The following is a 20,072-nucleotide window of genomic DNA, read 5'->3' as shown; positions in this document are numbered from 1 at the left end:
TCAGGCGAGGTCATCCCGACCCCGTTGAAACCACCCGCGGCACACACCGGGACGATTTCAACGGGGCCTGAGCACCCCGGGAGAGGCGGGAGCGCCGCTCCGCGGGGGGAGGCTAAAGGCGGACTGGGTGCCCGCCTTGGCTTGGGTCATGGAAAACCGGTTTAGATCTTGCCGACCAGGTCCAGCGAGGGCTTCAGCGTGGCGGCGCCTTCGGTCCACTTGGCCGGGCAGACTTCGCCCGGGTGCGTGGCCACGTACTGGGCGGCCTTGACCTTGCGCAGCAGCTCGCTGGCGTCACGGCCGATGCCGTTGTCATGGATTTCGCACAGCTTGATCTGGCCTTCCGGGTTGATCAGGAAGGTGCCGCGCAGGGCCAGGCCTTCCTCTTCGATCATCACGTCGAAGTTGCGGGTGATGGCGCCGGTCGGGTCACCGACCATCACGTACTTGACCTTCTTGATGGCTTCCGAGGTGTCAGCCCAGGCCTTGTGGGCGAAGTGGGTGTCGGTCGACACGGAGTAGATCTCCACGCCCAGCTTCTTGAATTCGGCGTAGTGCTCAGCCAGGTCTTCCAGCTCGGTCGGGCAGACGAAGGTGAAGTCGGCGGGGTAGAACACCACCACGCTCCAGTGGCCCTTCAGCGTGGCATCGGTCACTTCCAGGAACTTGCCATCTTGGTAGGCCTGGGTCTTGAACGGCTTGATTTCGGTGTTGATCAGGGACATGCGTCACTCCTCTGTGTGGTTGGTGAGGTGAAAAACGGTACGGGATGAATGTTAGGCCGCGATGATCATGTCATGGATTGATTGATCGAATCCGACTGATTGGTTCATCCTATCGCCCCTGGGACTGGGATTGGTGCAAGCGGGTGTACAGCCCACCCTGCGCCAGCAGCTCGGCATGCCGGCCCTGCTCCGCCACCTGGCCCTGGTCCATCACGACGATCCAGTCGGCCGTCTCGATGGTGGACAGCCGGTGGGCAATGACCAGCGTGGTGCGGTGCCGGGCCAAGGCGCCCAGCGCCTCCTGCACCTGGCGCTCGCTCTCGTTGTCCAGTGCCGAGGTGGCCTCGTCCAGGATCAGCACCGGCGCGTCCTTCAGAAAGGCCCGGGCGATCGCGATGCGCTGCCGCTGGCCACCGCTGAGGTTCACGCCGTTGTGGCCGCAGGGCGCGTCCAGCTGTTGCGGCAGGCGCTCGATGAACTCCCAGGCATGGGCGGCCTGGGCTGCGGCCTGGATTTTCTCGCGCGGCAGGTCCGGCCGGCCATAGGCCATGTTGGCGGCCACGCTGTCATCGAACAGCACCACCTGCTGGCCCACCCAGGCCAGTTGTTCGCGCCAGCTGCGCAATTCCAGACCGGCGATGTCGTGCGTACCGTAGCAGATGGCGCCCTGTTGCGGCGTGTAGAAGCGCGCCAGCAGCTGGGCCACCGTGGTCTTGCCACTGCCGGAGGCGCCCACCAGGGCCACCGTCTGCCCCGGCGGCAGCGTCAGGCTGAAGTCGCGCAGGGCCGGCGACTCCTGCCCCGGGTAGGAGAAGGTGACATGGTCGAACACGATGGGCTGCAGCGGCGTGCCGGCCGGCAGCGGCGTGCCCTGGCCTTCGGGCTCCAGCGGCTGGTCCAGCAGGTCGAACAGGCCACGCGCGGAGGCCAGGCCGCTCTGGATGGTGCCGTTGACGTTGGTCAGGCGGCGGATCGGCTCGAACAGCAGCGACATCGCGGTGACGAAGCCGAAGAACTCACCGGGGGTGAGCAGATTGCGCGCCGACAAGGTCATCACGACGAAGATCACGCCCGAGACCGCCAGGGCCGCCAGCACCTGCACCAGCGGCACGTTGGCCGACTGCACCCGCACCGCCCGCATCGTGGCCCGGCGCAAGTCCTCGCTGAGGTGGTTGAAGCGGCTGGCCTCGTAGTCGCGGGCGCCGAAGATCTTCAGCTCCTTGATGCCGTTCAGCCCCGCCTCCAGTTGGCCGGCCAGTTGGCCCGCCAAGGTGCGCATGGTCTCGTTGGAGACGCGCAGCTTGCGGCTGGCCACGCGGATCATCAGGGCCACCACCGGCGCCACCAGCAGGATCAGCAGGGTCAGGTGCCAGGCCAGCAGGAACAGCTTGATGGTCAGGCCGATGATGATCAGCGTGTCGCGGATGACGATGATCCAGGCCGAGGACAGGGCCTGGCTGAGCAGCGGAATGTCGTTGAGCACGCTGCTCAACATGCGCCCGTGCGAACGGGCCTGGTGCTCGGCCAGCGGCAGGCCGGTCTGATGCGCGAACACCTGCTGGCGCAGGTCCGACATCGCATGCTGGGCCACCGCCTGGCTGGCCACGTTGGCGATGTAGTCCACCAGCCCCTTGGCGGCGAAGGTCAGCGCCAGCAGCAGCGGCAGGCGCCAGCCGGCCTGCGGGTCCTTCGCGATCAGGCCCTTGTCCACCAGGCCCTCCAGCAAGGTGGGCACCAGCGGCTCCAGGCCGGCCGCGGCCCCCATGGCCAGCAGCGCCACCACCGCGATGCGCCAGTAGGGCCGGGCATAACCCAGCAGACGGCGGTAGACCTGGACGGAATCGTTCATCGCAGCCCCCTCATTCGCGGCGCAGCACCTTGTCGACGAACCAGGCCCCCAGGCGGGAATGCTTCTGGTGGTCGTACTCGGCCTGCAGGGCCTGCGGGTCGTAGACGTTCTGCACCCAGTCCAGGAAGGCGATCGGCGCGGCCCGGTTGGCCTTCAGGTAGGCGTCGAAGAAATAGTCGAGCCGCCCGGTGTTGCCGAACTTGAAATGGCCGTAGCGCCAGTTCAGTTCGGTCAGCTGCTCGATCGGCTCGCCCAGGTGGAAGTGACGGTACAGCGCCGCCGCCAACCCCGCCCGGTCAGCGCCCGACTTGCAGTGCAGCATGGCCGGGTACGCGATCGTCTCGAAGGCGTCGCGCAGCGCCAGCACTTCCTCCTTGGAAGGCATGCGGCGGGATCCCAGCGAGTGGTTCACCAGGGTCAGCCCCAGACGGCGGCAGGCGTCTTCCTCCAGGGCATAGGCGCCCTGCTGCGGATTCACGCCGCGCAGGTTGATCACCGTGCGTACCCCCAGCGTGCGCCGGTAGCGGCGCAGCTGGGCCGGGCTGGGCTGGCTCAGGCGGTACATGCCGCCGCCCAAGTGGTGCAGGTTGTTGTAGAGCGCCCGAAACGCCCCGTGGTCCACCAGGTACATGTCGAGGCGGGCGATCAGCCGGCCCAGGCGGGTCTTGAGGTTGTGGCGCATGAGAGGGGGGGAGCAGACGCGCCGTGCGCTCCCGCGGACGGCAAAGGGCTGATTTTAGCGGGCCGGTGCCACCAGCAGCACCGGCAGGGTGGCCTCCCGGCTGCGCTCCTGGGCCTCGGAGGTCAGCAAATTCACGGTCCAGACCTGCCCGGCCAACAACCCCTCGCGGTGGCGCCCGGTGACACCCAGCTCGACGCTGTCGTAGGCATAGGGGTTCACCGCGCCGGTGTGGATCACCCGTGAGCCGGACCAGCAGGGCCGGTCGGTCGGCAGCGCCAGGCTGGCCAGCAGCTCACGCCCCTCGCGGGAGCCGCGCAGCTGGTTGGTGAGCCGGCGCAGCTCGGTCACCGTGGGCAGGCGCCAGGCCGGCGCCCCGGCCGCCGCCAGCTGTCGCGCCTGGGCCTGGGCTTGCGCGAAGTTCAGCAGCGTGGCGTCCCCGGCGCAGCGCGCCGGGTGCGGGCGCATGCCCAGTGGGCAGCGTGACCAGACCAGCGGCCGGACCGTGTCCTGGAGGGTCCGGCCATCGGCCGACACCACCAGGCTGGGCCCGGGCGGCGCCGAAGCGGGCGCTGCGCCCACCGAGGCGGCGCCCATCAGCAGCCCCGCCGCCAGAGCGCCGGCGAGGCCGCTCATGTGCGTCGCACCAAAACGTGAAAGCTCTTAGCCCGGCAGACCTCCAGAACGGTGGCCATATTGCGAAAGCTTCGCCCGGCATAACGTGCAAGTGTCGCTGCACACTGCGGCATAAGCTGAAAGTATACGCGCGGCCTCACGCGTCACAATTCGTCAGGCTAGGCGTGCCTCGCCGCCCCCCCTTTTGCCGAGCCCAGAAGATGGATTCGTCTCAGGCCCGCGCATAGTTCGATGGCCCGAACTCATCGGGTGCCACGCGCATTGAAAGCCCCCTTCCAGCCAAGGATCGCGCTTTCTGGCGAAGCCATCCGAGACAGCTTGAACCAGCCGTGGCCAGCGATCGGTTATCAGATGGTTGTTTCGACGCGCTGCGGCTGTCCTGCGACAGGCATCGCGGCACTCAAGCGCAGGCGCTATAGCAGTGAGTTGAAGGCCCAGACCCTGGATGAGTGCGAGGCGCCTAGCGTGTCGGTGGCCAAGGCACCCAGGCGCACGCCATCAATGCAAACATCGTGCACGGCTAGCGCTAGCGGGCGCGCTGCTCGGAGCCGGCGGTCGTACGACGGGAATTCGTGCCGGTGGATGCCGCACCGACCGCGCAGGCCCGCGACGACGGCCGAGGTATAGAGCTCGAGTGCACCGCGGCGTCGTGCCGATCAAGCCGCTGTGGCCAACGAGCGCGGCGGCGGAGTGAACATGCAAGGGAAATACCGGATGGCGACGACTATTGATATCTTTTCGATCAACGGACTATACTTCAAAAGTACGCCGGAAAGGGTAGCAACCTGCCGTAAGCGGCCGATAGGCTATGGTGAATTAGCTTGAAGTGCTGGCGTACGAATAAGGGCAGCTACGGATTCCCGCGGCCTTCTCCGTAAATACGCGATCGAATGCTTACCCGACGCACTCCGAATATCGACTTTGTCGAGGAGCGTTTGTGCGTAAATTTATCTCGAGCAGCTGCGATATTTCGCGGCGATATTGGTCGCACATCCAAGTAGAGTGCATCGAGCACACGGCGCTCAATCAGCGACGTTGCTCCCCGCGGCAGTACTATGCAGTGCAGACATGAGCGCAGGTCCCAAAAAGACCTCGGTCAGGTCAATGCGCTACGGTCACCCCGTGCATGGTCCCGATGCAGTATTGAGCGTCCAGTTTGCGCCTGAAGGTACTCGCGCTCGCGAGATTAAGACGCGTTCCAAGACCAAGGCTTCCGGAGCTTACCCCAGCTTTCGCATGCGCCGAATGATTCATTGGGAGTCAGAAGGCGAGCGCAACGTCATCAAGATTTTTGATGCAGACGCTAGCGTGTTTTCGCTCGCGGAACAGGCTTGCGTCGTTGTCTATCGGCTGGGTGGGGAGATCCATCGCCACTTTCCTGACCTTCTGGTCGTGCGGCTTGCGAACAAGCGGCTTGTTGAAGTGAAGACTGAGGTCGAGTCTCGCGACCCTGAGGTCTCCGCCCGTACTGAGCTCATGCGTAGAGAGCTGCCGCGATTTGGCTACGACTACGACATCGTTCTCTCGGAAGACGCGGCACGACAGCCACGACTTCGAAATGTTGAGTTTGTGCTCCGATTCGGGCGAACGGACATCGACCTTGTGGAACGGGAGCAGCTCCGCCAATACCTGCAAGACCGCGACTCGGTGCAATGGGCAGATGTCGTGGGAGGACTGGCAGGCGTGCTGACCACCGGACGTGCGTGTCGGCTCATCCTCGAGGGAACGCTTTCGATCGACTTCAACTTGTTGTGGTCTCAGCGTGATGTGACGCTGCGACGAATCGCATCTAGAAGCGAGCAAGCGGTCTCTATCTGCGATGAAGAACGGCTTGCGCGGCAATGCGGCGACGCAGGATGCGCTGATGAGTAAGGCATTCCTGAGGGCGGGTGTAAAAGTCCTGATTCGAAAGGAGGAGCACGTCGTTGAGCGTCAGTGCGAAGACGGCATCTGGGTTCTCCGCAACGAGAAGACCGACAGAGCTCTTGAGCTGAACACGGATGAAATCGTCAATCTGTATGCGACAGGACACTTCGTTTTCAGGGCAGGACCCATCGTCTCCTTGCGTGACGGGAGAATACGGCCAGCCCCTCTCCCGGAGCGCCCTGTCGATGCAGGCTCCGATCCAGATGCGAAATACCGACTGAAGTTTGTGCGTGGGGTGGCGGGATTCCCAATAACCCAGGCGGTTCTCCAACCGAGGATACAAGAGATCTGGGAGGCGCTCGATCCTCGGCATGACCGTCCGCCCGGATGGACAAGCGTCTATAGGTGGGTGCGCGCGTTTGAACGCTCAGAGGGTAATCCTCTGTCACTCATCGCGAGTGTAAGCGCTCGTGGAAATCGCACGCCTCGGTTCGAGAAGGAGGTGCTGTGGATTTGCGAAGACACCATTGAATCCGAATACCTCACGCTCGAACGCCCGTCCATCGCTGACGTCACGAGGATCTGCCAAGCACGTGTCCGGGCGGTGAACAAGACCCGGAGCCCGCGCGAGGCGCTGAGGAAGCCGACCGACCGCCTTTTGAAGCGCCTCATTGGGCTTCTGCCAGTATTCGACGTCTACCGAGCCCGTCATGGGCGCGACGCGGCACTCAAGAAGTTTCGCAATTCCACCAAGGTTCGTATAGCGGAGGCCATCCTCGAACACGGTGAGATGGACCACACCCGTCTTGACCTGTTTGCAATTGACGACGATACCGGAGTCCCGTTAGGTCGACCTTGGCTAACCGTACTGATTGACGTTTACTCGCGTTACATCCTTGGCATTGCCATCAGCTTCGAGCCACCCAGTCGTGCAACGGTCGCGCAGTGTCTTCGCCATGCCTTCATGCCCAAGCAGGGACTGCGGGAGCGCTTCCCGGAAATCGTCAACGACTGGGATGGGTATGGGATATTCAGTGGCATTACGGTTGACGGCGGCGCTGAGTTCCGATCAGAGGAACTCGAGCGCATCTACTTCGAGTGCGACATTGAAGCCGTCTTTGCCCCTCGCAAGACGCCTTGGTTCAAAGGCAAGGTTGAACGTGTCCAGGGAACGCTGAACCGCGGAATATCTGCATTCGCGCCAGGCAAGACGTTCGAAGGAATCGTCGACAAGGAAGACTACGACCCAACTCAGCACGCAATCGTGACGTTATCTCAGTTGGAGTTAATCGTTAACAAGTGGATCGTCGACGTCTACCACCAGAAACCGCACCGCGCGCTCGGATGCTCGCCTGCGAAGATGTGGAAGGACTCCGCTAAGACGACCAACATTCCGATGATCGCCGACCCTCTTCGCTTCGAAGCAATCGTGGCGGGCTCGGACAAACGCATCTTGTCGCACAAGGGTATCGAATACTCAAACCTGCTCTACAACTCTCCGGAGATGGGTGAACTGCGTCGAATATACGGGGACCGCATCGAAGTCGAAATTCGCTTCAATAGGTCGAACTATGGCAGTGTCATTGTGCTGCATCCCGAGCGCAAGACGCCCATTCGCGTGCCGTGCCTGCGTCCTGACTACGCAGAAGGGTTGACAGAATGGCAACACAAAATCTGCCGACGCTACGCCAGGGAGCATGGCAGTGGTGACGATCCGGATGCGTACCTCGACGCGTTTCATGCCATTAGCAAGCTCGTTCGTGCGGATCTCAAGGTTGGAAAGGCGAAGGGTGTCTCCCGAGAACGGATGGCCCGTTGGAAAGGAGGAAAACAAGGCGACGAAGCGAACGATCTGCCTCAGCATCAGCCTGAGGCTCAGCCCCCAAGCCTGGGCGATCAGCTGGCGCCACTGGTGACCGGTAAAGCGTCGCCCACTCCAGCACCTTCGCCGGCGCCAGAGCCTCGCGCTAAAACTCGACCAATTCACCGCTTCGAGGTGCGCATCGAAGATCGAAATCCTGCAGTTGATGGCGACCGCGAAGCGCCCGAGAAGGATATGCAATGATCCCGAGAAACCTAGTTGAGTGCGTTTTGATCTCGCATAGTGCCTTCGAAGAGGCGGGGCGGCGAGCAGAGCAGAAAATTGATTACGTCAAATATGGAGGACGTGAGCCAGCTTGCTTGGCACTCATCGGGGAGTCGCGCACTGGCAAGAGCCGTTGTATCGAGGGAATTCTCCGGCGCCACCCTGTGCAGCGCACACAAGAAGGGATCTTATCGCCTGTTCTCGCGATCACGGTCCCGTCCAAGCCCACCGTGAAATCTCTCGCAGAAAACTTTCTAAGGAAGCTACGAGTTACGGACTGGGAGAAGGGAACCGAGCCTCAGAAGACGGCGCGGCTTATCAAACTCTTGGAACAGTGTGGCGTGGTGACACTCATTCTGGATGAGTTTCACCACTTTTACGATAAGACTTCGAACAAGGTTCAACACCATGTTGCCGACTGGTTGAAGAACATTGTTTCCGAGGGCCATGTGGCGCTTGTTGCCAGCGGTCTTCAGTCGCTGCAGAGCGTCATTGATCAAAATGAACAGCTTGCTGGGCGATTTGGAGCACCTGTTGTTATGCCCCGCTTCTTCTGGTCAAACGAAGAGCAACAGGCAGAGTGGCTTGGAATCCTTGCGGGATTCGATGACGTGCTTCGCGAGCACTTCGATTTCCCGTCTCTCTGCAGCGAAGAAATGGGCTTTCGCTTCTACTGTGCGACTGGCGGCCTCATCGGTTACCTCACCAATACGTTACGTCAGATTGTCTGGAATGCAATAGATGATGACAGGGCGAAGATCCGCTTACAGGACTTCGATAGGGCCTACAAACAGGCGATCTGGGTGATGGACAGACGTAGTGCATCGAAGGGCGAAGTGACACCTTTCGACGAACGATGGAACGCCAACCCGAATGAGGCAGCTATCGGCGCGGCTACGACGGTAGGGTGCCACGTCGGCGAGGTACGTGAGAAGAGCTTCGGCTCCAAAGCCCCAACCACCGCAGCGCAGGTGTTTTCGAAATGATCGAAGAGCCTGCAAATAATCTGCTGGCGCGTACGCCCCCACAGCTACCTGATGAGAGCACTTGGGGATATTTCTTGAGGCTTTCTGCCAGCAATGGCTATTCCCGACCTGCAACGATGTTCTTGCTTGCCGGGATGAAGAAACTGGAATACTACGGCGTGAAGCTTCAATGCGACAAGCTTAGAGCAGTGCTTGGTGCTAACGGCGAGACTGTGCGGCCCTACATGTCGGAGCAAGACGGAACAGTCTCGCTTCAAGCGGCGAGGGACCTAGCTGCAACCGACCTGCAAGTCGGCATGGGCCGCGTCTGCGTCACTTGTATTCTCGAACTCGGCTACATGCCCGCGTGGATGGATTTGAAGATCATCGACGCATGTCCGGTTCACAAGCGCTACCTATTGACCCATTGTTCGACATGCCTCCGCGAGCTTCGCCTGATGCGGCCTTCCTTACTGAAGTGCATCTGCGGGGCCGACTTTGCGCACAACGAGGACGACGAGGTGTCGCAGGATCATGCTGAGCTCAACCAGAGCTTGGTTGGCCTCGTGCGTGGTCAAGAGCCCGTTGGCGTCCTGCCTCTGAATGGCATGCCCGCAATGACCCTGAACCGCATGACAGGCCTCTGCAGTGGCCTCGCGTCCTTGCATGCCAGAGTCTTTCCGGACGCCGAGCTAAGCATTTGCCAGCGCGCCGCGCGCATGCTCAGAGACTGGCCAAAGAACCTTTATCGTGCGCTTGACATTCTCTCCAATGGCGAGCGCCTTGAAGGTGTCACCGGAGGGCTTCTGCTCAAGCGGTTGGCCCCGGCGTCATACCGAGCTCTCATTAATCAGAGGGTTACAGACCCGAACGACGTCGCAGCGATGCTGTCCGTTCTCGCGCAGTACACCCCGGGAGATCACCTTAAGGCGAGGGAAGCGCTGATCATCGCCCAGCGCGCGAAGCCAGAAGCGCGAGCCCGTACGTCGAGGCGCCGGAGCGCAACATCGCTCCGCGCCGCATCCGTTCCCAGCAGGGTGGCTGCAGCACGACTCGGCATTCCGGTTAGCGTTCTGAAGTATTTGAGAAGAACGGGGCACTTCTCAAATCAGCATCGAGCGGCTCTCAGCTCGGCGTTCAGCACTGTTGACCTGGCCGCCTTCGAGGAGAAAGTGGCATGCATTCCCCTGTGCGACTCACTTGACCGGGAAATGGTCCCCGTCCGCAAGCTGTTTCTGCGCAAGCTGCGAGGTGATGCTAAGGGCATCTTGGCAGCAGCTATCGTCGACGGCACGATCTCCTGCTTTGAGCGGCACGGCCCCTCGCTTTTAGACTTGGTTGTGGACGCGACACAGGCTGAAGAGCATCGCCAGTTCTTGCGGCGGTCGACATTTGGCGGAACCTTGAGCTGTGCCGAAGCTGCCGCATTGCTGGGCGGGATTAGTGCGGCCAAGGTTGTCGCGGCTTGCCGGATGGGCATCCTTCGAAGCTACAAGTGCGTCGCCGGATATCGCGTTCACGCCGACGCGATCGAACACTTTAACGAGGATTACGTAGGCATTGCAGAGGTCGCGGTTGCAGCGCATTCAGGGCCCCGGTGGGTTTCGATCGCGGCCACCGAAGTGGCGGTGCGGCTGTATCGGGATGAGTTGCGCCCGACCAATCATGTTTTCATCCGGCGGGTAGACATGCCTGTGGTTGTCCAACGATTGCGAGAGACGCGCCGTGGCGCCGCCAAGAGCAGTTCTCGCAAGGCGTTACCGGCTCTCGAGGACCCCGTGCCGGAGAGGCGGGGCGACCTCCAACAGCTGCGTCGCAGCAAGGGCTATGTGCCGCGGAAGCGCATCAGGAAGAACCCCGTTGGGTGCTCCTAGGTAACCGCACCATCGCGCGTTTGAGCGGCCTTGACTGCGGCAACGTAGTGGCGTGATCACGCTGGATGCGCCGGGCAAACACGTCGATCACGAAGGCCACATACAGCCAGCCCTGCCAGGTTGAAACGTACGTGAAGTCGCTGACCCACAACTGGTTGGGCCGCTCAGCGCGGAACTGCCGATTGACCCTGTCCAGCGGGCACGGCGCCTTGGCATCGCTGATGGTCGTGCGCACGACCTTGCCGCGCAGTATGCGTCCGGCAAAGTCATCTTGAAGCGGCCCGAAGCGGCGGCAAGGATCGTGTCCACGTAACTTAGGTGGACACGATGACAAGCGAGAAGGCGGAGACCCGACGGCGGTACAGCGCGGCGATGAAGGCCCTGGTGGTGGCTGCGTGCGACCAGCCCGGCGCGTCGGTAGCCAAGGTGGCGATGGCGCACGGCATCAATGCCAACGTCGTGCACCGGTGTCACCGACCGGCGTAATGGAGCCACTTCGTGATCGGCATATTGGAGCCAGCCGATGATCGGCGTTATGGCGCCAGTGCGAGATCGCCGTATTGGAGCCAGGGGCGGATCGGCGTAATGGAGCCAGTCTGCGCTGACTGAACAGCCTCCCGAATCGATTCGGGCCATCTCTACCCTGTGGGCTTTTGCCTGGAGACAGGGGATGGCCCGCAGGAGATTCGAGATGCATCACTACCGACAGGCCCTGCTGCGCATGCGTCAGGGTGACTCCGACCGGGATATCGCCGAGGCCAAGATCATGGGTCGGCGCAAGGCGGGCCACTGGCGTGCGCTGGCCCAGGCGCATGGCTGGATGGATGCTAAGGCGCCGCTGCCTGACGATGAGGCTGTGGCGGCCGCCCTGCAGCCACCCAAGCGTGCCAGCACCACCGTCTCCAGCCTGGAAGAGCATCGCGCGAAGGTGGCCAGTTGGGTCGAGCAGAACGTGCCCGGCACAGCCATCCACCAGGCGCTGCAGCGCCAGCATGGCTGGACGGGCAGCTACTCGGCCGTGCGCCGCATGGTCGCCGGCATCCGCGCCAGCTTGCCCCCAGAGGTCACCTGCCGGCTGGACTTTGCCCCGGGCGAAGTTGCCCAGGTGGACTTCGGTGCCGGCCCCATCTTGCTGCACCCGGACGGCAAGCCCCGACGCACCTGGGCCTTCGTGATGACCCTGGCGCACAGCCGCCACCAGTACCTGGAGTTCGTCTGGGACCAGACGGTGGCCACCTGGCTGGGCTGCCACCGCCGAGCCTTCGAGTGGTTCGCCGGGGTGCCCGAGCGCATCGTCATCGACAACGCCAAGTGCGCGATCACGAAGGCTTGCGCCCAGGACCCGGTCGTGCAGCGTGCTTACGCCGAGTGTGCCGAGGGCTACGGCTTCAAGATCGACCCGTGCCCGCCGCATGACCCGCAGAAGAAGGGCATCGTCGAAGCCGGCGTCAAGTACGTCAAGGGCAACTTCCTGCCGCTACGCGAGTTCCGTGACCTGGCCGACCTCAATGCCCAGGCCAAGGCGTGGGTCATGGAGACGGCGGGCCAGCGCATCCACGGCACCACGCGCCAGCCACCGCTGGCGCTATTCGCCCTGGAGCAGCCGCTCTTGAAGCCACTGCCGGCCATCGCGCCAGACCTGGGCACCTGGCACCGGGTGAGCGTGCACAAGGATTGCCACGTGCAACTCGAGCGCATCTTGTACTCGGCCCCGTTCGCGCTGGTGGGCAAGACGCTGTGGCTGCGGGCCACCGACGCGGCCGTGGCCCTGTACGAGGACTACCGACATGTGGCTACGCACCCGCGAGGGCAACGCCCCGGCCAGCGGATCACCTGCAAGGCGCACCTGCCGCCCGAAGCCCAGGCCTTCTTCGCCAAGGACCGCCAGTGGTGTGTCAATCAGGCCGTGCAAGTCGGGCCCCAATGCCGCGCGCTCATTGAGCGGCTGCTGGCAGACAACGTCCTGGAGCGGCTGCGGGCTGCCCAGGGCGTTCTGGGCCTGCTCAAGCCCTATGGCGCCAAGCGGCTGGAGGCCGCCTGCGCACGTGCCCTGGCGCACGACTCACCGCACTACCGCACCGTCAAGACCATCTTGAGCACGAAGGCTGATGTGCAGGCTGCTCAAGCCGACAGCCACACCCCGCCAGCCTATGCCGGTGCCAACCGCTTCACGCGGCCTGCTGCCGAACTCTTCCCCGCTCCAACCCCAAACCCGCAGCCCAGCGCGCTGCATTGACCACCCAAGGAGATCGCCATGACGACCATGAACCCCGCACCCGAACTGGGTCCCCAACTCAAGCAACTGCGCCTGTCGGGCATCCTCGACTCCCTGGATGCCCGCAACCGCGAAGCCATCCAGGGCAAGCTGGCCTACACCGACTTCCTGGCCCTGCTCATCAGCGACGAGGTGGCACGGCGTGAGCAAAAGAAGTTCAGCTCCCGCCTGCGCCGAGCCCAGTTCCGCACCACCAAGACGCTGGACCAGTTCGACTTCGAGCGCCTGCCCAACCTCAATCGCAGCCTCGTGCACGACCTGGCCACCGGACGGTATCTGCAAGAGAAGGCGCCCGTGCTCATCGTCGGGCCCTGCGGCACCGGCAAGTCGCACCTGGCTCAGGCCCTGGGGCACTGCGCCGTGCGCCAGGGCGTCGATGTCATCTTCACCACCTGCGCTTCGCTCACCCAGAGTCTCAACGCCGCGCGCGCCACAGGCGGCTACGAACGCAAGCTCGCCACGCTGGCGCGCGTGCCGCTGTTGATCATCGATGACTTCGGCCTCAAACCGCTGCGCTCGCCCGCAGACGAGGACCTGCACGACCTCATCGCTGAGCGCTATGAGCAGGCCGCCACCATCGTCACGAGCAACCTGGACTTCCCGGAGTGGGATCAGGCCTTCCCCAACAACCGACTGCTGGCCAGCGCCACCTTGGATCGCCTGCGCCACAACGCTTATTGCATGGTCTTGGATGGCGCGTCGTACCGCGCGCCCAGAACCGCCCCCGGCAGCGTCAAACCCACCCCCGCCAAAGCGGCAAAATAACCCCGTTCCTCAACCCCTCGGGAGCCCTGTTCAGCAGCCAGAAACTGGCTCCATTACGCCGAACATCCCTGGCTCCATTACGGCGATCCGTGACACACCGGTGGCGGCAGTTGGCCCGTGAGGGCAAGGCGGCGCCAGCCAAGGCAGGTGAGTTCATCGCACTGCCGCTCGCGGTGGCACCCGGGACCGCACCAGCATCAGCAGACATCCGCGTCGAACTGCGCCGGGGCCTGGTCACGATGACCCGTAAGCTCACCTATCACGTCCAAGGTAACACCCTCAAGATTTAGGAAGGCTGGCCCTGAGGGCTCCCCCCGCCAAAGGATCGCGCAGTTAGGCTATTGCACGACAGGGAGGAGATGACGATGACGACTCAACCGATTGCGGTGACCACTCCGAAGTTCGCGATCATGGAGTTCCCCACTCCCCACCCCGCGCCAGGCGGAGGGTTGGTCTGCTACGGATTTGCACAGGACTGCGATCAGGATGAGGTGTGTACGAAGTGCGCCACCCTCTACAACTACGTCGATAAGTGGTTCCCGCTGCAAGCAAACGGCGCCGCGGTCGCGTGCGGACCCTGGACGGCCAGCATCGCCGGTGTCACTCGTATCCAACTCGCCTGTTACCGGATTTGAGGAGGAGCGTCATGATCAAGTCGACTACGATCGGCACATTGGCACTGTTTCTGACCGGATGTCAGTCGCAGCTCTTGCACTATAAGGTATTGGACAAGTCGCCCGAATTTAGGGCGCCGACCATCAGTGCGTTCGCTATCACGCCCCAAGCTGACGACGCCCCGGCGTTCATCAGGGGGCTTTCCGATCGTGGGCAGGCGGCGCTAATTCAGGCGTTTGCTGCAAGTGCTAAGGATGCGAAGCCCGACGACATCCTCGCGCTCGTCGCCAAAGACCATGGGCCTGATGGACCGGATTGTGGGGCACCGCATCCGCTGGTGCTCAAGAAGCGCATCGTGTTCAACCTAAGTGGTCAGCAGGTGCATCAGGCCGACCGCATCGATCGCGTCGACCTGCACCTTCGCATCGCGGATACGAAACCGCAACAGCCCAGCGCCAAGATCGTTTCGTGGGATCGTTTCGACACGAAGTACGACTCATACAACTTGGGTTCGGCGACGTACACGCAGAGCGGTAAGACCAGCCTGGGCAAGGCCTCGTCCGAGTCCATCACTGCGGGCGCCGAATACGAGAGCGGGCTTCAGGAGACGGTTGCCTACTCCATGCGCAAGATCACGCTGGGCGGAAATCTCACAGAAGGAGGCAGCGCAGCAGATCTGCTGCTCGAGGGAGGACCGCTCATCGGTCTGTTCGGCAGCTTCAGCGCTGTGGTGTCGTTGCAAGTCGAAACCAGCACGCGCACACCGTCTTATGTCCACAAGCTGTCCCTGTCCAAGGATGGGGCCGACCTGACCGCTGAAAAGGCAAGTGTCGAGCGTTGCCTCGACAGCTATGCGGAGCGTGCCAAGGAGATCGTCGCGACAGTCGACGGCATCGCGCTCAATCGCGTTGCGGTGGAAGGCTTCGAGACGGTCACGGAAAGCGACGATCGGGTGAGTTTTCAACCATATCCCCTCGGCAAGGTGTCCTTCCCGCTAGTCAAGGAAGATGAACTCGCCGCCGTTCGGTATGGCTTGGTCAAGTGCGTAACGACCGCGGGAGTGCCGGCGAGTTGCGCAGCCATTCGGATAGAAACCGAAGAAAAATCCGGTACTTTCGAACGCCTCGCGCTTCGATCCCCGCAAGAGGCCCGCGCATTACGCGCTTGGCTCGTTCACTCGTCGAAGACGGTGATTGGGACTCGGAAGATCGCGTTGCAAAATGCGCAGGGCAACGTCGCATGGCCGCTGACCCAGCTTAATGCGCAAGACCTGCAGATCCGCGTCGTTGGGGGCAATACGGACATAGCCACGGACTTCTGATCCCGGGCCGGATTCGTCCAGGTTTGTCATGGCTTACACCTCTTGTGATCGATCAAGCTCGTGCTGGCAGCAGCGCGTTCCGCTCTGCAGCGATTACTGCCGGTTAGGCGAATTGCTACGAAGTCAAGTTTCAGCCAAGAGCGGGCGCTTGCCAGCGGCCGCATTTGCGTGCTCCGGTAGAAGGCAGTGTGTCCGTCGGACTTCACGCGACCGCAGCCAACTTACACGTTGACGGGAGCGAGGCATTCGCCCCATCACTTCTTGATAAATACACACTCGAAGTTCAACACCGGTGTCGACTTGGCGCTGTTGCCTTGGATGCCGCCCTGCATGCGCGCTTGGCCGACGACTGCGACCGCGCGACTGGTCAGGGTCTGGGCGGCAGCCTCGCAACTGGCCTTGGACCCGAAGCCGCCCATCGTCGAGAGCGAGACGTCGCGGATTTCGCCTGGCGTGCTGCTGGCGATGTTCAGCGCGAGGATTAGAACCCACTCACCCATGACGGCTCCCTGTCGTGTTTTGCTCAAGGTATTCTGCCCATCGCGGCGCAGGGGCCAACCTCCCGCGCGCCCCGAATTGACGGGCTATAAACATTTAGTTACCGTGATTGCACAGGGATAAGACAAGAGATCACATGGCACTTGCTCAATCTGAACTTCAGCGCGCCGCCCAGCGGCAGCCGCTGCGCAAATCGCAGGTCTATAGTGGTCGTCAGCGCATGGCGTTTCTCTGCCACAGCCATGTCGACAAGGAACTCGCCGAGGGCCTGCAGGTCTGGCTGGCCGAGCAAGGGGTGGACCTGTACATCGACTGGAAGGACAGCACGATGCCGGAGACGCCCGACCGCGAGACCGCCCAGCGCATCCAGCGACGCATCGTAGACAGTGATTGGTTCCTGTTTCTGGCTACTGCGAATTCCAAGGCGTCGCGCTGGTGTTCCTGGGAGTTGGGCTACGCCGATGGCAAGAAGAATCTGCACCAGATCGCCATCGTGCCGACGGCTGACGGCCGCGGCACCTACGGCAACGAATACTTGCAGCTTTACCGCCGGCTGGACTCCAACTCGCTCAACCAGCTGTACCTGCACGAAGCGGGCTCAAGCCTGGGCACGGCCGTTCGCAACATCCGCTTCTAGGAGGCAGCATGGCCCTATACCAATGCCTGTTGCTGGGGGCGCCGAGCACGGACCAGACTGCGGCGTTCGTGGCCACCTTCGACGAGTGCCTGGCCTTGTTCGGGCTGCAGCGCGGCCGCGACTACACGGTCGACCGCGGGATCACGGACGACTTCAGCGACACCACGGCCACCGTCGCCGTCTTTTTCGGTGCCGAGGGCGCCGTGTACCCGGAGGCCGCCAGGTTGACCAAGCTCGGCGTGCCGGTGGTGCCCATGGTAAGCGCGGCCGCGCGCGTCAGTGCCGAGCTGCCTGCCGAGCTGCGTAGCATCAATGCTATGTTCCACGACGCGGCCGACACACACCTGCGCCGCGTCGTTACGGCGGCGCTGCAGTGTCTGGGCTTGCTGCCGGCCCAGCGGCGCGTGTTCGTCAGCTACCGCCGCGAGGAATCCGCCGACGTCGCCCTGCAGCTCTTCGAGGCGCTGTCGGCGCGTCACTTCGATGTCTTCCTGGACACGCATTCGGTCGCCGTTGCCGCCGACTTCCAGGCGGCCCTCTGGCACCGGCTGTGCGATTCCGACGTGCTGGTCATGCTCGATACGCCGGGCTACTTCAAGAGCCGTTGGACGACGGTCGAGTGGGGACGTGCCATCTCCAAGCACATCTCCATGCTGCAGCTAGTATGGCCCGGGCACTCTCCCGAGCGCGAGTCCCACCTGGCCACTTCCAAGAAGCTGGCCGATGCCGACTTCAACGGGACGCGCCTGAAGCCCGAGATGCTCGCGGAGGTTGCACTGGAGCTGGAGCGCGTGCGCGGCGTCGGCGTGGCGCTGCGGCACTCGAACATGGTCGGCACGCTGCGCACTGCCATCAAGGACCTGGGCGGCAGCGTCGAGGGCGTCGGCCCGAAGCGCTCAGTCATCCTGAAGTTGCCCTCCGGCAAACCGCTCGTCGCCTACCCGGTCGTCGGTGTGCCCACTTCGATCGACGTCCACGACTGCATCGACCTGAGCGACTCGCGTGCGGCTGCCGTGATCTATGACCACCTGGGCATCAGCAAGGAATGGTGCCGCCATCTAGACTGGCTCGCCAACCGGGTCGGCGCCGTCAAGTGGCTCCGAAGCCGGGAGGTCGACTGGCAGTTGGCCGAGATCGAGACGTAGGCGTGGGTGCGATCTTCCTGTCCGCGAGCGTGCCGACGCGCGAGCCCTACAGCCTGGACTGCCGGCCGCAGGAGATCCAGGCTGCCATCAATGCGCTCGCCCAGGTAGTGCTCGGCCGCAGAAGGCTTGTCTGGGGCGGCCACCCCGCCATCACGCCGCTGCTGTGGTCGGCCGCCCAGGCGGTGGGCGTGGAGTACACGATCGCCGTCGAGCTATTCCAGTCCAGGCTGTTCACGAAGGTGCTGCCGGCAGAGAACAAGTACTTCGCCAACGTCAGGCTGATCGACGCCGTCGGCGACGATCAGGAAGCGAGCCTGCTGCAGATGCGCAAGGCCATGTTCACGTCCACCGAGTTCGAGGCCGCGGTGTTCATCGGCGGCATGCACGGCATCCTGGACGAACACAAGCTGTTCACGCAGTACTGGCCTAACGCCACCTGCATCCCAATTGCCCAGACCGGTGGCGCGACCGTGCAGCTCGCCGCAGACCTGAGCTACGAACCGCCAGACGACCTAGCGCCGCTGGATTTTGTGGCGCTTTTGTACGGTGGGCTTGGCATCCGGCCGAGCGAGAGGCGGGAAGCCCGCGCAGACCAAGGAAGAGACGATGGCACGAGTTCCGGTGTTCTATAGCTTTCACTTCGACAACGACGTCATGCGGGTGCAACAGATCCGGCAGATGGGCATGATCGACGGCGACGAGCCCGTGTCCCCTAACGACTGGGAGACGGTCAAGCGCAGCGGCTCGGCGGCCGTCGAGCACTGGATCGACGACAACATGAAATACAAACGCTGTGTGGTCGTGCTGATCGGCACCGAGACTCATGCGCGGCCCTGGATTCAGCATGAAATCCGCAAGGCCTGGACGGACAATCGCGGCCTGCTAGGTATTCATATCCATAACCTGAACTGCCCCCGTCAGGGTACCTGTTCCAAGGGCACCAACCCGTTCGACCAGTTCACTTTCCGAGACGGCAACAACATCGTTCGGCCACCGGTCTATGACCCGCCCGCCTACGGCACCTACAACCACATCAAGGACCACCTGGCGGCATGGGTCGATGACGCCATCGCGCGTCGCCGGTAGACCCGCCAAGCACTGCGCCATGTCCGACATCTCCAACAAGCACAAGCACCTTGAGTTCATCCAGGCGTCGATCAGCCGGATGTCGGGAAACCTGTTCTTGCTCAAGGGTTGGAGCATTACGCTTATCGCTGCTCTCTTCGCCTTGGCGGCCAAGGACACAAACCAGGCCTACATCGTCGTGGCCTACTTCCCGCTGTTCATCTTCTGGTTTTTGGACGGCTACTTCCTCTCGATGGAGAGGCGGTTCCGTTCGTTGTATGAGCACGTGCGGCAGCTCAAGGAGGAAGAAATCGACTTCTCGATGAACACCGAGCCGTACAAGACCGACCCAAGAAATAAATGGATCTCGGCATTGTTTTCCCGGACCTTGTTCCCGTACTACGTCACTTTGGCCCTCCTGATGATTCTGCTGTCGTTCTTCTTGCACTGAGCGACGCGGACCGTGATGGCCCGCTGAACTTACCGAAAACCAGTCTTGAGGAAAGGAATATGGTTCGCAAAGATTTCTTTATCTTTGAGTACTACGATCACGCGATGAATGACGCCAGCCGGCCGCTGGCCAATCAGCAGCCCACCGTGATCCAGGCACTCGACGAACTTCAGGGGATGTGATGGCAACGCGTCATTTCACAAAGGCGGAAGCACGGGCGGCTGCCCAGGGCGCAACGCGACAGTTCGCTGCGCGGTCCGCGGGACAAATTCTGGAATCCGTGCGCGCCAGTGCGCGCGACTCGGAGGCGTTTGACATCTTTCTGTCGCACGCGATTGCTGACGCTGAGTTGGTTCTCGGTGTGAAGCAACTGTTGGAGCAGCAGGGGGCCACGGTCTACGTGGACTGGAGCCACGACCGACAGCTTGATCGGTCCAAGGTCAACGCAGAGACAGCGGCTCTGCTCCGTCAGCGGATGCGGCAATCGAAGTCCCTGGGCGTTCTCAAATCTGAAGTGCAACACCCCACCCGGGTTGCTTGATCAGTGGACTGTAGCCTGATGGGCTTGGGCCAAGCCGCGCATGAGTTCTGCGAAGACCTGAATGGGGCTGCGCCAGTTC

At 62.6% G+C, this 20,072-nt stretch carries 21 protein-coding genes and 1 pseudogene; 16 read left to right on the top strand and 6 right to left on the bottom strand.

The annotated features are described in order from the left end of the window. Nucleotides 1-161 precede the first annotated feature (161 nt). The 4 genes from ahpC to KGA65_RS18820 form a co-directional block, all read right to left on the bottom strand. Nucleotides 162-725 (bottom strand): alkyl hydroperoxide reductase subunit C, encoded by a 564-nt coding sequence (gene ahpC / locus KGA65_RS18835; protein ID WP_225864669.1) that lies wholly within the window; start codon nucleotides 723-725, stop codon nucleotides 162-164. 109 nt (nucleotides 726-834) lie between these two features. Next, on the bottom strand, nucleotides 835-2,574 hold the full coding sequence (msbA, locus tag KGA65_RS18830; RefSeq protein ID WP_225864668.1) for a lipid A export permease/ATP-binding protein MsbA: 1,740 nt from the start codon (nucleotides 2,572-2,574) through the stop codon (nucleotides 835-837). Nucleotides 2,575-2,584: 10 nt separating this feature from the next. After that, nucleotides 2,585-3,256, bottom strand: a complete 672-nt coding sequence (locus KGA65_RS18825; RefSeq protein ID WP_225864667.1) for a fused DSP-PTPase phosphatase/NAD kinase-like protein — start codon at nucleotides 3,254-3,256, stop codon at nucleotides 2,585-2,587. 54 nt (nucleotides 3,257-3,310) lie between these two features. Then, complete coding sequence (locus tag KGA65_RS18820) at nucleotides 3,311-3,889, bottom strand: Lcl domain-containing protein (RefSeq protein WP_225864666.1); 579 nt, start codon at nucleotides 3,887-3,889, stop codon at nucleotides 3,311-3,313. Between the two features lie 1,068 nt (nucleotides 3,890-4,957). Here KGA65_RS18820 and KGA65_RS18815 point away from each other — a divergent pair. From KGA65_RS18815 to KGA65_RS18800, 4 genes are read left to right on the top strand one after another with little or no spacing between them, the layout of a single operon-like run. After that, nucleotides 4,958-5,761 (top strand): hypothetical protein, encoded by an 804-nt coding sequence (locus tag KGA65_RS18815; protein ID WP_225864665.1) that lies wholly within the window; start codon nucleotides 4,958-4,960, stop codon nucleotides 5,759-5,761. After that, nucleotides 5,709-7,820, top strand: a complete 2,112-nt coding sequence (locus KGA65_RS18810; RefSeq protein ID WP_225864664.1) for a TnsB C-terminal domain-containing protein — start codon at nucleotides 5,709-5,711, stop codon at nucleotides 7,818-7,820. The genes KGA65_RS18815 and KGA65_RS18810 overlap by 53 nt, the downstream gene beginning before the upstream one ends. Further along, nucleotides 7,817-8,827, top strand: a complete 1,011-nt coding sequence (locus KGA65_RS18805) for a TniB family NTP-binding protein (protein ID WP_225864663.1) — start codon at nucleotides 7,817-7,819, stop codon at nucleotides 8,825-8,827. The genes KGA65_RS18810 and KGA65_RS18805 overlap by 4 nt, the downstream gene beginning before the upstream one ends. Further along, nucleotides 8,824-10,680, top strand: coding sequence for a TniQ family protein (locus tag KGA65_RS18800; RefSeq protein ID WP_225864662.1), 1,857 nt, complete (start codon nucleotides 8,824-8,826; stop codon nucleotides 10,678-10,680). Before KGA65_RS18805 ends, KGA65_RS18800 begins: the two co-directional genes overlap by 4 nt. A gap of 64 nt (nucleotides 10,681-10,744) precedes the next feature. Here KGA65_RS18800 and KGA65_RS18795 read toward each other — a convergent pair. Next, nucleotides 10,745-10,933: pseudogene (locus KGA65_RS18795) on the bottom strand (DDE-type integrase/transposase/recombinase); the annotation flags it as partial. A gap of 74 nt (nucleotides 10,934-11,007) precedes the next feature. Here KGA65_RS18795 and KGA65_RS21200 point away from each other — a divergent pair. The 5 genes from KGA65_RS21200 to KGA65_RS18770 all read left to right on the top strand — a co-directional run bounded on the left by KGA65_RS21200 (nucleotide 11,008) and on the right by KGA65_RS18770 (nucleotide 15,656). Continuing rightward, nucleotides 11,008-11,166, top strand: a complete 159-nt coding sequence (locus tag KGA65_RS21200; RefSeq protein WP_225864661.1) for a transposase — start codon at nucleotides 11,008-11,010, stop codon at nucleotides 11,164-11,166. Nucleotides 11,167-11,371: 205 nt separating this feature from the next. After that, nucleotides 11,372-12,916, top strand: coding sequence for an IS21 family transposase (istA, locus tag KGA65_RS18785; protein WP_225864660.1), 1,545 nt, complete (start codon nucleotides 11,372-11,374; stop codon nucleotides 12,914-12,916). Between the two features lie 27 nt (nucleotides 12,917-12,943). Next, complete coding sequence (istB, locus tag KGA65_RS18780; protein WP_225864999.1) at nucleotides 12,944-13,720, top strand: IS21-like element helper ATPase IstB; 777 nt, start codon at nucleotides 12,944-12,946, stop codon at nucleotides 13,718-13,720. A 365-nt stretch (nucleotides 13,721-14,085) separates the two neighbouring features. Further along, nucleotides 14,086-14,355 (top strand): hypothetical protein, encoded by a 270-nt coding sequence (locus KGA65_RS18775; protein ID WP_225864659.1) that lies wholly within the window; start codon nucleotides 14,086-14,088, stop codon nucleotides 14,353-14,355. Between the two features lie 11 nt (nucleotides 14,356-14,366). Further along, nucleotides 14,367-15,656 carry a hypothetical protein gene (locus KGA65_RS18770; protein WP_225864658.1) on the top strand — a complete coding sequence of 430 codons (1,290 nt, stop codon included), beginning with the start codon at nucleotides 14,367-14,369 and terminating at the stop codon, nucleotides 15,654-15,656. 254 nt (nucleotides 15,657-15,910) lie between these two features. Here KGA65_RS18770 and KGA65_RS18765 read toward each other — a convergent pair whose 3' ends face one another. Continuing rightward, a complete protein-coding gene (locus KGA65_RS18765; RefSeq protein ID WP_225864657.1) occupies nucleotides 15,911-16,156 on the bottom strand; it encodes a hypothetical protein in 246 nt (81 codons plus the stop codon). A 134-nt stretch (nucleotides 16,157-16,290) separates the two neighbouring features. Between KGA65_RS18765 and KGA65_RS18760 the strand changes: the two genes are divergently transcribed. Genes KGA65_RS18760 through KGA65_RS18735 form a run of 7 tightly spaced genes read left to right on the top strand, consistent with a single transcriptional unit; the run spans nucleotide 16,291 to nucleotide 19,993 of the window. After that, on the top strand, nucleotides 16,291-16,791 hold the full coding sequence (locus KGA65_RS18760) for a toll/interleukin-1 receptor domain-containing protein (protein ID WP_225864656.1): 501 nt from the start codon (nucleotides 16,291-16,293) through the stop codon (nucleotides 16,789-16,791). Between the two features lie 8 nt (nucleotides 16,792-16,799). Then, nucleotides 16,800-17,936, top strand: coding sequence for a Thoeris type III anti-phage system protein ThcB4 (gene thcB4, locus KGA65_RS18755; protein ID WP_225864655.1), 1,137 nt, complete (start codon nucleotides 16,800-16,802; stop codon nucleotides 17,934-17,936). Between the two features lie 2 nt (nucleotides 17,937-17,938). Continuing rightward, nucleotides 17,939-18,568, top strand: coding sequence for a Thoeris type III anti-phage system protein ThcA (gene thcA, locus KGA65_RS18750; protein ID WP_225864654.1), 630 nt, complete (start codon nucleotides 17,939-17,941; stop codon nucleotides 18,566-18,568). Then, nucleotides 18,543-19,022, top strand: coding sequence for a TIR domain-containing protein (locus KGA65_RS18745; RefSeq protein ID WP_225864653.1), 480 nt, complete (start codon nucleotides 18,543-18,545; stop codon nucleotides 19,020-19,022). Before thcA ends, KGA65_RS18745 begins: the two co-directional genes overlap by 26 nt. Before the next feature lie 19 nt (nucleotides 19,023-19,041). Beyond that, on the top strand, nucleotides 19,042-19,452 hold the full coding sequence (locus tag KGA65_RS18740) for a hypothetical protein (RefSeq protein WP_225864652.1): 411 nt from the start codon (nucleotides 19,042-19,044) through the stop codon (nucleotides 19,450-19,452). Nucleotides 19,453-19,511: 59 nt separating this feature from the next. After that, nucleotides 19,512-19,634, top strand: a complete 123-nt coding sequence (locus KGA65_RS20980) for a hypothetical protein (protein ID WP_255650637.1) — start codon at nucleotides 19,512-19,514, stop codon at nucleotides 19,632-19,634. Then, nucleotides 19,634-19,993, top strand: coding sequence for a hypothetical protein (locus tag KGA65_RS18735; protein WP_225864651.1), 360 nt, complete (start codon nucleotides 19,634-19,636; stop codon nucleotides 19,991-19,993). The genes KGA65_RS20980 and KGA65_RS18735 overlap by 1 nt, the downstream gene beginning before the upstream one ends. Nucleotides 19,994-20,072 lie beyond the last annotated feature (79 nt).

Origin of the sequence: Ideonella benzenivorans (genome assembly GCF_020387415.1) — a bacterium.
GTDB lineage: Bacteria > Pseudomonadota > Gammaproteobacteria > Burkholderiales > Burkholderiaceae_C > Ideonella > Ideonella benzenivorans.
The sequence above is the reverse complement of the archived record's forward strand: the minus strand, read 5'-3'. Positions and strand labels throughout refer to the sequence as shown.